Raw genomic sequence first — 13,392 nt, forward strand, 5'->3', positions numbered from 1 at the left:
GGATCGGGCGCTGCTGCCAGCGCCCGTTTTTTACTGCATCACTCCTTGAAGAACCATTGCCGGGCCGCCGCCAGGCTTATCGGCCCGCGGTGCACCACCTTGTTGCCTTCGACGAACTGCCCGCGGTCATAGCGCTGACTGGCAAGTTTCAGGTGTGCGGCCTTGAAGTCGTCGACCGGGGTGTTCTCGGCCGCGTAGTGAAAGTGCGCATACCACAAGGGTTTGTTGGCGTGCAGCACCACGTACTCGTCCAGGTACTCCTGGGCCCAGTCCCGGGTGCTGGCCAGCGGCTTGCGCCTGACCAGGCGCTTGAGTTTCACTTGGCCCTTGCCCAGCAGGTACTCCAGTTCGCGCATGCTCGGCGCTTGCGCCAGGGCCGCCTCTGTCCTCAGTTGCGCGCCGGTCTGTAACAGTTCATTGGCGACGTCATCCAGCAACTTGATCTGCAAGGCAGCATCGGTGTTGTCGGCGGCCTGATCGGTCTGGTTGCTTCGGGTCAGGGCGCGTTCGATGGCTTGACGCTGAGCGAGCAGTGACCGTTGTCGGCGTTCGGCGATCTCCTCAATCTCGACCGGCAAGTAGGTGCTTTTACCCTGGCGCTTGAGGCGCTGGATGTCTTGCCTGGCGAGTGCCGCAAGGCGCATGCCTTCCCTCAGCAAAGCGCTCAGCTCGGCGTCTGCGACCTCTGGCAGTAGCGCTTGTTCGACAGCCAAGGGCTCCCAGCTACCTGTCTGCGGGTCTTCTCGGTAGGACGCGCGGACGCTGTCATCCTGCGGGTTGTGAATGTCGACGATACCTTCACTGTTGCGCCGCTGTTGCCCCAGCAGCACGCCTTCATCGCGGGTTTCGATCAGCCCCGGCACTTGCCGGTGCAATTGACGCAGGCTGCTGCGCTCAAGCAGTGGCTGCGGGTATTCGGCAAGGTCGGCGCGGGTTTCCTTGAGCATCAGTGCCATGTCGGTTTCGAGCCTGGACACCAGGCTATTGGCGGCTTGCTGCCCGGGCAGCAAACGCTTCAGGTTACCCAGCTGGCGCAGCGCGGTATCGAAGTGGCGCTGGATGTTGTCCAGCACCCGGGCATGAACTTCTATCTCCTCGCGGCTCAGTGCCAGCAAGTTCATGCGTTGCAGCATGCCCTGCTCGATATTGCGCCAACTGTGCTCGAGCCAGTAATCGCTTTCGCTGGAGTCTTCGTCTGTCTCCACCAGCCGCAAGCGATTACTCAGCACTTCGCTGCGCAGGGTGTACCAATACAGCCGCGATGCGGGGCGGATGGCCGGTTCGTCGAGGCTCAGTTCCATCACCTGGATTGTGGGTTGGCGAATGCTGGACAGCTTGTGCAGATGCTCGCGGGTGGCGGTAAGGGTTTGGTGATGGTCGATCAACTTGCCGATCAAGGGATCAACCTGGTCGAGCAGGCTGGTTTGCAATGAATGTTCGTGCGTACCTGCATCAGGCAAGGCGCCTTCGGCGTCTTTCACCGTCTGGACAAAGCGCTGGCGCAACGGTTTGTACAGTTTGCCCAGGGTCGCAATCACGGACAGTTCGCAACGCGCCCGTTCAAACAGGGCTTTTGCCCGCAGGGTTTTGTATTGATTGAGCGGGCGCTTTTCATTGCGCTCGTGCAGTGTCCGCAGGTGTTGTTCAAAGTCCTGTGACAGCGCTTCCATCTTGTCCAGGTAGCCTTGCAGGATGCGCGGGTCAGTGTCGTCGCTGATCTGCCGGGCAAAATTGTGCAGCCGCTGTTGGCTGGCCAGGGCGGCGCTTTGCTGGGTGCGTAATGTCTCATCCAGGGTGTCGATCGCCTGCTGCAGGTCGGCAGACGTGAGGCGATTGCGCAGCGGCTGGCCACCGCGCAGGCGCAAACGCAGATCGAGCGTCCAGTGCCGGGCTTCGTCTCTTCTCAGCCATGGTCCGCTAACGATGCGAGGCTGCTTGACGCCGGCATCGTATTGCACGGGGTAGGCGTGAGTACCCTGGGCGAAGTACAGTTGCTCGTTGTGCAGGTAAAGGCCCTGCAGTGCGCCAGTGGCAATGGGGCTACCGAGCATGGAGGGTGCCAGCGGGCTGGCCAGGCGCTCAAGCTGGAGTTTTTGTTGCGTCGTCAGCTGGTGGTCGGGACGTGCCCAACTGAAGTTCAGTTCGGCCTGTGGCGCCGGCAGTACCTGGGTGCTGGGAACGCTGACCGGCTCTGGCCCATCGCCAGGCTGCGCCGGCGTCTCGGGTTTGATGCCCAGGCGGCGGGTGGCGTGCACGAAAAGGACCATGGCGATGTTGACCAGCAAGTCGGCGAACGCTTGGCGATGCTTGCCGGGGCTGGCCTTTTCATCGCTCTCGAGCAGGCGCTTGGCACTGTCGATGACCTGGATCATCCAGGCAACCTTGGCGACGCCACCCTCGAACAAGGGCAGTAAGGTGTTGAACATCAACCATCCCAGTTGCTTCCAGGCGTCCCAGCGCGACTGTGCGCTGCTGGTCGAGTGGCGCCTGGCCCGTTCGACCAGCTCCCGGGCACTGGCCTGGTAGATAAGCTTGTGTACTGCGCCTTTGGCCAGGGCCATATCCAGACGGGCAGGTGCCGGTGTCTGCAGCCGTTCGAACTCGGCACCGGGAACAAAGCGGTGGATATGCGGTTCGCGCAGGCCGCCATTGGCATAGATCGGGCGCGTATGTTCGGGCAGGCGCTCGAGCAGGTCATCCTGCAATGGGCCGCTGCTGGCGAAGGCATCGAACAGAGCAATCCGGTCGTGAAACTCCAGCAACGGTTCGCTATGCAATGGCCGATAAAGCACGCAGGGGCCCTGCCTGACGTCACTCGTTTCGATTAGCCAGGCATTGAGCAATGTATCGCCCGTAGCACCGGTTGAGCGCAACAGGGCCAGCGGGCGCAGCACCCAAATGCCCGGCTCTGCCAGGCCAAACAGCGCATCCACCGCCTGGCACGCGGCCAGGCTCAGACGCTTGTCACGCAGATGCAGCTCCAGCGCCAGCAGCGGTAGCTGGGTTTTTAGCTGTGTGCAGAACAGCGTTTGCCTGGTTTGAAACTGCGCAGGTTCATCCAGAAGCTGGTGTTGCAAGGTCTGCGGATACATCGCACCCATATCCAGTTCACGTACCAAGGATCGAACATAGTGCTCATTCATCCACTCCGGCAGTTGGGCGCCGTTGACCAGGTGCACGCGCACGGTGCCTGCTGCCAACACGCCGAGGTTGTCGATGGCCAGCTGTGCAAGGGAAAAGCTGACGACCTTGATGGCGCCATCGGTGATCAGGCTGCCCTGCCCGGGGATGGCGCTGGCAATGACCTGGCGATTGCTGATCAACACGTCCTCGGCGTTAAAGCCTGCGCCGGGGTGATCCTGCGCGATCCTCGCGTCCAGGACCTTGCAGGCGAATGCTTCGGCGGTATCGATTTCATCACGCCAGGTTTTGCCGCCGGCCTCTTTGTTGGCTTGGGCCTGATTGATCAACAAGGTGCTGTAGCGAATGGCCAGTTCACTGTCGAGGAGCCAGGCCGGCAACAGGAGCGCGATCTTGTTCTGGCGTTCCAGTTCCTCGGCCGTACACAGGTCCAGCATCGAGGTGGAGCGATCAAGGGTGGCATTGAGTGCTTGCGCTTGCTCATGGGTTCTTGAAGCCAGGGCGATGATTTCGATCAAGCGCAATTGTTGCTTGAGAAATCCGCCTGCCTGGACTTCGAACGCCGAGGTGCTTGTCGGGGTGAATTGCGTGGGTGGCGCTGCGCCAAGCAACGATCGTGGCCAGCTTCTGGCGAGCATGTCGAGCAAGCCCTGGGGGGACTCGAAGGGCGCCAGCGCACCTACCAGGGTAAACAGGACCGTCACTTGAGGCTTTGGTGGGTCGGGGAAATCCTCGATCAGTAAAGCGCTGGACAGGTCGGCATCAATGACCTGGGCCGAGGTCAGGTCGACTGTCAGTTGCTGGACGCTGTAGCCCTGCAGGTTGGCGTAGCTGCTGCGTTGTTGCGCAGTTGGAAACGCGGTAACGACCCCGGCGCTCGCCGCTTGGTCGGCGCTCAGCGTGCCGGCGCTCAGGGCTATCTCGATAGCGTCTTTCATCAGCCTTTGCAGGTAGCCGGCATACCAGCCCCAGGGTGTTTCACCGCGCTCGTCACTCTGGCTCCAGAACTCGACCAGCGCCTGCAGGAAGGCTTCAAGGATCAACGGGCCACACTCGTTGATCAGCAGCTCAAGGGCGTGCAGGTCGACATCGAGCAGTGCGTCGTGGCCTTGTTGAGGATACCGGCTCAGACAATCTTCGTTGCTGTCCAGGTTCAAGGTACTGCCCAGGCAATAGCGCTCGATCAGCACTTGCGGCAACTGGCGGACATGCACCTGCGCGCCGTGCTGGCTGATCAGATAAAGCGTCAGCGGGTTGTGCTGCAGTGACAGCCCCCGCTGGTCCCAATGCTCAAGCAGAAGCTGCCCGGCGACTTCGAGCAGGGCGGGGCGCTTGACGAAACGCTTGGCTACCGCGCAGCTCAAGGTGGCCTGTTCGGCGATGGACTGATGGGGGGACGAGGCGGTCATCTGGCGAGGCTTCCAAAAAAAGGGAGGCTCCATATGACGTGCGCACACGCATGAGCAGGCGGTATTCGGGTAGCACCCAGGCGTTACTACCAATTAACGAGACGGTACCTGCCAAGGGCCGATTCGCGCCTGCCGTGCGCCTGCTTACCATCGAGCCAGCTGCCTGTCATGCCGACAGGCCCGCACCGCACATGAGGTCCCGATGATCTACGCAGCCCCTGGCACCGCTGATGCCCTGATCAGCTTCAAGGCCGTTTACGGTAACTACATCGGCGGCGAATTCGTCGCGCCGCTGACCGGCCAGTACTTCAACAACGGTTCGCCGGTCAATGGCCAGACGATTGCAGAGTTCCCGCGCTCGGGCGCGGCCGACATCGACCTGGCGCTGGACGCCGCCCATGGCGCCGCCGCCGCCTGGGGCCGCACCTCGGTGCAGGAACGTTCGCGCATCCTGTTGAAAATCGCCGATCGCATCGAGCAGCACCTCGAAGTGCTGGCCCTGAGTGAAACCTGGGACAACGGCAAGGCCATCCGCGAAACCCTGAATGCCGACGTGCCACTGGCCGCCGACCACTTCCGTTACTTCGCCGGCTGCATCCGCGCCCAGGAAGGCAGTGCCGCCGAGATCAACGAGCACACCGCGGCCTACCATTTTCATGAGCCGCTCGGGGTCGTCGGGCAGATCATTCCATGGAACTTCCCGCTGCTGATGGCCGCCTGGAAACTCGCCCCGGCCCTGGCTGCCGGCAACTGCGTGGTGCTCAAGCCGGCCGAGCAGACGCCGCTGTCGATTACCGTGTTTGCCGAACTGGTCGGTGACCTGCTGCCGGCGGGCGTGCTCAACATCGTTCATGGCTTGGGCCGCGAAGCCGGTGAAGCCCTGGCCACCAGCAAACGCATCGCCAAGATCGCCTTCACCGGCTCCACCCCGGTCGGTTCGCACATCATGAAATGCGCTGCCGAGAACATCATTCCGTCGACCGTCGAGCTGGGCGGCAAGTCGCCGAACATCTTCTTCGAAGACATCATGCAGGCCGAGCCGGCCTTCATCGAGAAAGCCGCCGAAGGCCTGGTGCTGGCGTTCTTCAACCAGGGCGAAGTGTGCACCTGCCCGTCGCGGGCGTTGATCCAGGAGTCGATCTACGAGCCGTTCATGGCCCAGGTCCTGAAAAAGATCAGCCAGATCAAGCGCGGCAACCCGCTGGACACCGAGACCATGGTCGGCGCCCAGGCATCCGAGCAGCAATACGACAAGATTCTCTCCTACCTGCAGATCGCCCGCGAAGAGGGCGCCCAGGTGCTGACCGGCGGTGACTGTGAGCGCCTGGGTGGCGACCTTGCCAGCGGCTATTACATCCAGCCGACCCTGCTCAAGGGCCACAACCAGATGCGTGTATTCCAGGAAGAAATCTTCGGCCCGGTGGTCGGCGTGACCACCTTCAAGGACGAAGCCGAGGCATTGGCAATTGCCAACGACACCGAGTTCGGCCTGGGCGCCGGGGTCTGGACCCGCGACATCAACCGCGCCTACCGCATGGGCCGGGGTATCAAGGCCGGGCGTGTGTGGACCAACTGCTACCACCTGTACCCGGCCCACGCCGCGTTCGGTGGCTACAAGAAATCCGGGGTCGGCCGCGAGACCCACAAGATGATGCTCGATCACTACCAGCAGACCAAAAACCTGCTGGTCAGTTACGACGTCAACCCGCTGGGGTTCTTCTGAGGGCCCGGATAGGCTGAAAGAAACGCTTCCAAAGTAGCATTCGACCCGCACCGGCAACGGTGTATTAATAGGTGCACCGCAATCCTGTGGTGCCAGAAGAGGATGGACCTATGTGGAAAAAGCCTGCGTTCACTGATCTGCGTATCGGTTTTGAAGTGACCATGTACTTCGCCAATCGCTGATCCCTCTTGCGCCGGTCGCTGCTTGCAGCGGTCGGCGCTCCTGTTTCTGCCCGCCGATGGTCTGATTGCAATCGATGCGGGATGCTTTAGGCTGGCGCTATTACAACAAGAACAGAGGCGTCCCATGAGCCCGAAGCTGAGCCAGTTGCGCAAGTTCGTCTCCCCGGAAATCATCTTCGGCGCCGGTTGCCGGCATCATGTCGCCAACTACGCCAAGACCTTCGGCGCGCGCAAGGTTCTGCTGGTCAGTGACCCCGGCGTGATCGCCGCCGGCTGGGTCGGCGATATCGAAGCCAGCCTGCAGGGCCTGGGCATCGATTACTGCCTGTACACCGAGGTATCCCCCAACCCGCGGGTTGAAGAGGTAATGGCCGGCGCCGAGCGCTACCGCAGCGAACAGTGCGACGTGATCGTCGCCGTCGGTGGCGGCAGCCCGATGGATTGCGCCAAGGGCATCGGCATCGTGGTTGCCCATGGCCGGCACATTCTCGAGTTCGAAGGGGTCGACACCATTCGCGTGCCAAGCCCGCCGCTGATCCTGATCCCGACCACTGCCGGTACCTCCGCCGACGTTTCCCAGTTCGTGATTATCTCCAACCAGCAGGAACGCATGAAGTTTTCCATCGTCAGCAAGGCGGTGGTGCCGGATGTGTCGTTGATCGATCCTGAGACCACCCTGAGCATGGACCCGTTCCTCTCCGCCTGTACCGGCATCGATGCCCTGGTGCATGCCATCGAGGCGTTCGTCTCGACCGGCCACGGGCCGCTGACCGACCCCCATGCGCTGGAGGCCATGCGCCTGATCGACGGCAACCTGGTGCAGATGATCGCCAACCCCGACGACATCGCCCTGCGCGAGAAGATCATGCTCGGCAGCATGCAGGCGGGGCTGGCGTTCTCTAACGCGATTCTCGGCGCCGTGCATGCCATGTCCCACAGCCTGGGTGGCTTTCTCGACTTGCCCCATGGGCTGTGCAATGCGGTGCTGGTCGAGCATGTGGTGGCGTTCAACTACAGCGCCGCGCCAGAGCGGTTCAAGGTGATTGCGCAAACCCTGGGCATCGATTGCCGGGGCCTGAGCCACAAGCAGATCAGCCAGCGTCTGGTCGAGCACCTGATCGCCCTCAAGCGCGCCGTGGGCTTTCATGAAACCCTCGGCCTGCATGGCGTTGGCCTCAGTGATATTCCATTCCTGTCCCAGCACGCCATGGATGACCCGTGCATCCTCACCAACCCGCGCAGCTCCAGCCAGCGCGACGTCGAGGTGGTGTATGGCGAGGCCCTTTGAACCGGCGGGCGATGCCCTGGCCGGTTTGCTGGGGCTGAGCAACCACACCGTACGCAAGAGTCATTACCCGGAACTGGCGGTGCGCCTGGAAGAGCTGGAAGCCGAGCGCAATCGCTACAAGTGGCTGTTCGAGCACGCCGTGCACGGTATCTTCCAGGCCAGCCTCGAAGATGGCATGCGCGCCGCCAACCCGGCGCTGGCGCGCATGCTCGGGTATGTCGACGCCCAGGCCCTGGTGCTGTCGCGCAACGACCTGGCCAGCCATCTGTTCGCCGGCGGCCAGGATGAACTGCTGGCCATCGCCCAGGTACTGCAGCGCGAGCAGGCGCTGATCGGCTATGAGACCCAGCTACGCCGGCGAGATGGCAGCCATATCGACGTGCTGATGAACCTGCTGCTGCGGCCCGACGAAGAGGGCGTGGTCGAAGGCTTTGTCGCCGACATCACCGAACGCAAGCAGGCCCAGGCGCGCCTGCAGCAACTTAACGACCAGCTCGAGCAGCGGGTCGCCGAGCGCACCAATGAGCTGATCGAGGCGCGCGACGCCGCTCAGGCGGCCAATCGCAGCAAGGACAAGTACCTGGCGGCGGCCAGCCACGACCTACTGCAACCGCTCAATGCCGCCCGGCTGCTGATCTCGACCTTGCGCGAGCGATCGCTAGCGAAGAGTGAACAGCAACTGGTCGAGCGTGCCCACCAGGCCCTGGAAGGCGCGGAGGACCTGCTCACCGACCTATTGGATATCTCGCGGCTGGACCAGGCGGCGATCAAGCCCGACCTCGAGCTGTACCGCCTGGATGAAGTGCTGGCGCCGCTGGCCTCGGAGTTCCAGCCCGTGGCCGAAGCCGCCGGGCTCAGCCTGCGCCTGCGCAGCGCGCGCCTGGCGGTACGCACCGACCTGCGCCTGCTCACACGGATCCTGCGCAACTTCCTCAGCAATGCCTGCCGCTACACCGAGCACGGAAGCATCCTGCTCGGCGCGCGGCGCCGGGGCGAGTACCTGCGCCTGGAAGTCTGGGACAGCGGCCGTGGCATTGCCGCTGATCGATTGCAGTCGATCTTTCTTGAATTCAACCAGCTGGATGTTGGCCGCGCCGCTGATCGCAAAGGCGTCGGGCTGGGGCTGGCGATTGTCGAGCGGATCGCGCGCATTCTTGATTACCCGGTGCAGGTCCGCTCATGGCCGGGACGCGGCTCGGTGTTCAGCATCGATGTGCCATTGTCGAGTGAGCAGCCCAGTGAGTTGCCGCCATCGACGCTGGTGCTGCCCAGTGTTGGCGACCCATTGCCAGGGCGCCGGCTTTTGGTTCTGGACAATGAACTGAGCATCCAGCAAAGCATGGCTGCGCTGCTGCAGCAATGGGGCTGCGAGGTGCTTACCGCCAGCGACTATGCCAGCGCCCTGGTGGTGCTCGACGGCCGGGCGCCGGAGCTGATCCTGGCAGATTTCCATCTGGACCACGGCGTAACCGGTTGCGAGGTGGTGCGCGATTTGCGTCGCCATTTCGCCTGCAGCATCTTTGCCGTGATGATCACCGCTGACCGCAGCGACCAGAGCCGCCGGGCCATGCAGCGCCTGGGCGCACCCTTGCTGAACAAGCCGGTGAAGCCTGGCAAGTTGCGCGCGGTGTTGAGCCAGTTGCTCGGTTGAGGGGATCTTTGTTACAAGGTTTTTGTCGGAGAATGACCGTTTGTCCCCGGGAAAGCGCCTGCGCCGCGGTTTTTTTGTTATAAACCAGCGCCGGGGGAGGGCCTGCAGGGCCTTTTCGGTCATTTGCACCGTCATTTCTGTTGCCCAGTGTGAATCTCGGCCTTAGACTGCCGCCCCCTGTAAATTGAGTGCCGGATGGTGCTTGAAGAATTCCGCTGCTGGCGAGCTGTTCGCCAGGAGCACCCGATTCGCCTTAATGCACGTATTTTTTATAGAGAAATCAATGACAAAGGAAAAGTTGCTGGCCATGCCGGCCGATGACTACATGAACGCTGAGCAACTGGCTTTCTTCACCTCGCTGCTGCAGCAGATGAAGGTCGAAATCCATGAGCGCATCGAGCAAAGCCGTGTAACCATCGAAAGCCTGGACACGCCTGCCGATCCTGCCGATGCCGCCTCGGTCGAAGAAGAGCGCCATTGGTTGGTCAATACCATCGACCGTGACCAGCGCCTGCTGCCGCAGCTGGAAATGGCCCTGGGCCGCATTGCTGACGAGAGCTTCGGCTGGTGCGACGACAGCGGCGAGCCGATCGGCCTCAAGCGCCTGCTGATCAGCCCGACCACCAAGTACTGCATCGAAGCTCAAGAGCGTCACGAGCAGATCGACAAGCACCAGCGCCAGGCCTGACCCGCGCAGGTGTCACCGCAAACCCCCGCAGAGCGATCTTCGGGGGTTTTGCTTTTCTTGCCCTGTATCAAGGGCACCGATCTTACACCCAAGGAAGCATGGCTAATGGCCTAATAGTGGCGTTTAATGGCCGCACAACAAGACGTGCTGCGATGGAGCCAAAACATGATGCGAGAAGGATCTCTGCCTGGCGCCGTGGTTGAAGGGCAAGCTGCGCCGTTCGCCGTTGCGCCGTGGTCAGATACGGTTTTGCAAAGCCTGGTGCTGGCAGGGTTGCTGGCAGCTATGGCGTTTGCCGGGCTTTCGTTCTATATCGGCCTGCCGCTGGCCTTGCTGGCGCTGTGGCTACCGCGCTTGCGCAAGGCGACGATTGTCGTGCAGCAAACCCGCGAGCCGCTGGCCGAGCTGACCCGCGACCTGGCCCGAACCACCAGCGACAATGCACTGTCGGCGGCCGGAGTGGCGTTCTCGGTGCAACAGTTGGCCGGCAAGCTGCAATCGCAACTGGATGCCGCTGCGCAGATCGTCAGCAGCGCCGAAGTGATGATCGGCACCGAGAAGGCCACCTCGCAGTTGAGCCAACAGGCCCTGGTCGCTGCCCGCAGTGCTCATGAAAGCAGCGCCGCCGGGCGCACGGTGCTGGCCGAGTCGATCCAGCGCATGCATCACCTGAGCGAGCGGGCTACCGCCAGCCGTGAACTGATCGAGGCGCTGCACCAGCGCAGCGAGGACATTGCCCGGGTTACCCTGGTCATCCAGACCATCGCCAGCCAGACCAACCTGCTGGCCCTCAACGCTGCCATCGAAGCCGCCCGGGCGGGTGACCATGGGCGTGGCTTTGCCGTGGTCGCCGACGAGGTCCGCGGCCTGGCCGGGCGAACCGCCAGCGCTACCGAAGAGGTCGGGCAGATGGTCGCCGATATTCAGCAGCGTACGGCGCAGGTGGTCGAGCAGATTCGCGAACTGTCCGATGACCTGCACAGCGGGGTCTACCAGGTCGAACATACCGGCGAGCAACTGGACAGCATTGCCGGGCTGGCTGCCGGGGTCGAGCAGCAGATCGGCGAGATCGCCGAGGGCACCGAGACCAACCGCCTGCAACTGGACAGCCTGTTCGAGGCCGTGGAGCGCATGCGCAGCGACCTGCAGGTCAGCGACCAGCAGACTCAGCGCCTGGCCCAGGCTGCAGTGCAGCTGGAAGGGCAGGCTGAAAGCATCAGCGAGCGTCTTGCCGAAGTGGGGCTGGATGACTATCACCAGCGTGTTTACGACCTCGCCCGCCAAGGTGCGCAGCGAATTGGCGAACAGTTCGAGAACGATATTGCCCAAGGGCGCATCAGTCTCGAGGACTTGTTCGACCGCCACTACCAGCAAATCCCCGGCACGTCGCCGGCCCGTTTTCGCACCCGCTTTGATCACTATACCGACCAGGTCCTGCCGGCAATCCAGGAGCCGTTGCTCAAGCTGCATGAGGGCCTGGTGTTTGCTATCGCCTGTACCCAGCAGGGCTATGTGCCCACCCACAACACTGCCTTCAATCAGCCGTTGACCGGCGACCCGGCCCTGGATACCGCGCACAATCGCAGCAAGCGCAAGTTCGACGACCGTACCGGCATTCGCTGCGGCAGCCATCAACAGCCGGTGTTGTTGCAAACCTATACCCGCGATACCGGTGAACTGATGCACGACCTGTCGGTACCGATCCTGGTGCAGGGCAGGCATTGGGGAGGCTTGCGTCTGGGCTACCGGCCGCAGCAGGGTTGAGCGGTTTTGTTACCTGCAATGTAAAACAGCTATGCCGGGGATAGCTTTTTCCCTGAGCGCCCAGGTCTTATCATACGCATATCGTTAGGTTGCTAATAAATTCCGGAGGGAATGATGAATAGCCAAGTCGATGTTGCAGTGATGATTGGCAGCGGCGTACCTGCGTCGCTACAGGCGCTGGGCAAGCGCGTGTGCTGGGTGGTGCTGGTCAACGGTGAACGACGAGGCACGGCTTTCGCCAGCCGCAATGAAGCCCAGGAATGTCAGGCGGCCTGGCTGCAGCAGTTGCACGGGGATGACCGGCCCGCCGTTGCGCGTCAGGCCGGTTGAGCCAGGCGCCGGTCAGTTTTCCAGGTGACGGGCCAGGGCACAGGCTTCGGTATGCTCGCGGCGAAAGCCCCTGACGCGTCCGGTGGCCTGTTCGGTGATGTGAAAGAAGCCGATGCCGGCCGGTACTACCACGAAGCGCGGGGTGCTGTTATGTGAGTGAACAGCATATTCTCTGTAGGAAACGCCTTTAGGCTCTCGACGGAATTCGGTGTTTTCGTGCATATTCGCTTCCCTGTGTTCTGTGGATGATTTCCAGGAGCCCGTCCTGCTAAAGGGCTTGCTCTCATCTATCGCACTTTTGTTGCGGTAGTGCTGTCAGAAAAAGCGTCTCCGTTTAAGGAAATCTGCTGAAAATCTGCAAACTGACTAAAGCTTGCAGTAATGGGTAAACATTCCTGCGGGTTGCTTTGCCAGTCTGCACAGACTTTTCATGCACAAATCCACTAGTCTTTCAGACTTCGAATTGAAGTACCGTTGCCTTGCGGCTGCCTCACGGCCTGCGGGGGGAGCGGCGTGTAATCGGTTTTTGAGGAATTCTTCTTTGGCAGTCAGCAATCTTGATACACATGCCCTGTTTGTTTTGGGCGACCTCAGGGCGAAACTGGTCAAACAGTTTCAATCGCGTTTTGTTTACGTCACCGAACAAAACGCGGAAGGTCTGTACATGGCCGAGATCGATACTGAAACCGCATTGGTGGTGGATGACAAGCAGCGTCTGGAGCTCAAGGTTGGCGATCATTTTCGCGCCGCAGTGTTGCCCAGCCGCGAAGGTGGCAAGCTGGAAATCCGTTTTCGCGAAATCAAACTGACGGTGTATGGCCTGGGTGACTATGCCTTTGTCTCGGTGCCTGAAGGCGAAGGTATTGTCTTCAAGGAAGGCCAGGGCGTGGTGTTGGTGTTCGCCGCCCACGAGCAGTTGCAGGAAGGCTTGAGCAAGACCCTCAAGGCCGTGACCCGCAAGGTTGCCAAATGGCAGAAGGGTGAGCTGACCACTTTCAAGGCCAGCGAGTGAGCGCATCCGCCGAGCGCACCAGCCGCGCCGACTTTCATGCCCGGCACCAGGCCCAGGCCCGTGCCCTGGCCGAACAGTGGCTGTCGCAGCGCCCGCAGTTGCAAGGCGCCTGGTTTGCCTGGGTCGCCACTCAGCTCTACCAGTTGAGCCCGCCCGAGTACGCCGCCATGGTCCGCCGCGAGCTGCAGCAGCTCAGCGGCTGAG

The 13,392-nt window shown here is 61.9% G+C and carries 11 protein-coding genes; 9 read left to right on the plus strand and 2 right to left on the minus strand.

Annotated elements, in window-relative coordinates; genetic code table 11:
* Positions 1–38: 38 nt before the first annotated feature.
* Positions 39–4,550, minus strand: coding sequence for a hypothetical protein (locus tag ACIOVF_RS23680; RefSeq protein WP_401292831.1), 4,512 nt, complete (start codon positions 4,548–4,550; stop codon positions 39–41).
* Between the two features lie 202 nt (positions 4,551–4,752).
* Here ACIOVF_RS23680 and ACIOVF_RS23685 point away from each other — a divergent pair, with 202 nt between their 5' ends.
* From ACIOVF_RS23685 to ACIOVF_RS23715, 7 genes are all read left to right on the plus strand, one after another.
* Positions 4,753–6,273 (plus strand): aldehyde dehydrogenase family protein, encoded by a 1,521-nt coding sequence (locus ACIOVF_RS23685; RefSeq protein ID WP_213601948.1) that lies wholly within the window; start codon positions 4,753–4,755, stop codon positions 6,271–6,273.
* Between the two features lie 110 nt (positions 6,274–6,383).
* Positions 6,384–6,455, plus strand: a complete 72-nt coding sequence (gene pqqA, locus ACIOVF_RS23690) for a pyrroloquinoline quinone precursor peptide PqqA (protein WP_009394664.1) — start codon at positions 6,384–6,386, stop codon at positions 6,453–6,455.
* A 124-nt stretch (positions 6,456–6,579) separates the two neighbouring features.
* Complete coding sequence (ercA, locus tag ACIOVF_RS23695) at positions 6,580–7,743, plus strand: alcohol dehydrogenase-like regulatory protein ErcA (RefSeq protein ID WP_045202081.1); 1,164 nt, start codon at positions 6,580–6,582, stop codon at positions 7,741–7,743.
* On the plus strand, positions 7,727–9,394 hold the full coding sequence (locus ACIOVF_RS23700; RefSeq protein WP_258597144.1) for a hybrid sensor histidine kinase/response regulator: 1,668 nt from the start codon (positions 7,727–7,729) through the stop codon (positions 9,392–9,394). The genes ercA and ACIOVF_RS23700 overlap by 17 nt, the downstream gene beginning before the upstream one ends.
* Before the next feature lie 283 nt (positions 9,395–9,677).
* Positions 9,678–10,082, plus strand: a complete 405-nt coding sequence (locus ACIOVF_RS23705) for a TraR/DksA C4-type zinc finger protein (RefSeq protein ID WP_045202077.1) — start codon at positions 9,678–9,680, stop codon at positions 10,080–10,082.
* A gap of 543 nt (positions 10,083–10,625) precedes the next feature.
* Positions 10,626–11,846 (plus strand): methyl-accepting chemotaxis protein, encoded by a 1,221-nt coding sequence (locus ACIOVF_RS23710; protein ID WP_401292875.1) that lies wholly within the window; start codon positions 10,626–10,628, stop codon positions 11,844–11,846.
* Positions 11,847–11,960: 114 nt separating this feature from the next.
* Complete coding sequence (locus ACIOVF_RS23715; protein ID WP_045202073.1) at positions 11,961–12,176, plus strand: hypothetical protein; 216 nt, start codon at positions 11,961–11,963, stop codon at positions 12,174–12,176.
* Between the two features lie 12 nt (positions 12,177–12,188).
* Here ACIOVF_RS23715 and ACIOVF_RS23720 read toward each other — a convergent pair whose 3' ends face one another.
* Entirely contained in the window at positions 12,189–12,398 is a 210-nt protein-coding gene (locus ACIOVF_RS23720) for a hypothetical protein (protein WP_045202071.1), read from the minus strand.
* A gap of 319 nt (positions 12,399–12,717) precedes the next feature.
* Between ACIOVF_RS23720 and ACIOVF_RS23725 the strand changes: the two genes are divergently transcribed.
* Both ACIOVF_RS23725 and ACIOVF_RS23730 read left to right on the plus strand, forming a co-directional pair.
* Entirely contained in the window at positions 12,718–13,188 is a 471-nt protein-coding gene (locus ACIOVF_RS23725) for a hypothetical protein (protein ID WP_045202070.1), read from the plus strand.
* Positions 13,185–13,391 carry a hypothetical protein gene (locus ACIOVF_RS23730; RefSeq protein ID WP_045202068.1) on the plus strand — a complete coding sequence of 69 codons (207 nt, stop codon included), beginning with the start codon at positions 13,185–13,187 and terminating at the stop codon, positions 13,389–13,391. Before ACIOVF_RS23725 ends, ACIOVF_RS23730 begins: the two co-directional genes overlap by 4 nt.
* Position 13,392 lies beyond the last annotated feature (1 nt).

The sequence above is a fragment of the Pseudomonas sp. NPDC087612 genome, from assembly GCF_044743505.1.
Classification (GTDB): domain Bacteria; phylum Pseudomonadota; class Gammaproteobacteria; order Pseudomonadales; family Pseudomonadaceae; genus Aquipseudomonas.

What these genes read in the sequence shown, in the direction of transcription:
- ACIOVF_RS23680 (WP_401292831.1), bottom strand. Translation starts at nt 4,550, where the DNA reads ATGACCGCCTCGTCCCCCCATCAGTCCATCGCCGAACAGGCCACCTTG.
- ACIOVF_RS23685 (WP_213601948.1), top strand. Translation starts at nt 4,753, where the DNA reads ATGATCTACGCAGCCCCTGGCACCGCTGATGCCCTGATCAGCTTCAAG.
- ercA (WP_045202081.1), top strand. Translation starts at nt 6,580, where the DNA reads ATGAGCCCGAAGCTGAGCCAGTTGCGCAAGTTCGTCTCCCCGGAAATC.
- ACIOVF_RS23700 (WP_258597144.1), top strand. Translation starts at nt 7,727, where the DNA reads ATGGCGAGGCCCTTTGAACCGGCGGGCGATGCCCTGGCCGGTTTGCTG.
- ACIOVF_RS23705 (WP_045202077.1), top strand. Translation starts at nt 9,678, where the DNA reads ATGACAAAGGAAAAGTTGCTGGCCATGCCGGCCGATGACTACATGAAC.
- ACIOVF_RS23710 (WP_401292875.1), top strand. Translation starts at nt 10,626, where the DNA reads ATGATCGGCACCGAGAAGGCCACCTCGCAGTTGAGCCAACAGGCCCTG.
- ACIOVF_RS23715 (WP_045202073.1), top strand. Translation starts at nt 11,961, where the DNA reads ATGAATAGCCAAGTCGATGTTGCAGTGATGATTGGCAGCGGCGTACCT.
- ACIOVF_RS23720 (WP_045202071.1), bottom strand. Translation starts at nt 12,398, where the DNA reads ATGCACGAAAACACCGAATTCCGTCGAGAGCCTAAAGGCGTTTCCTAC.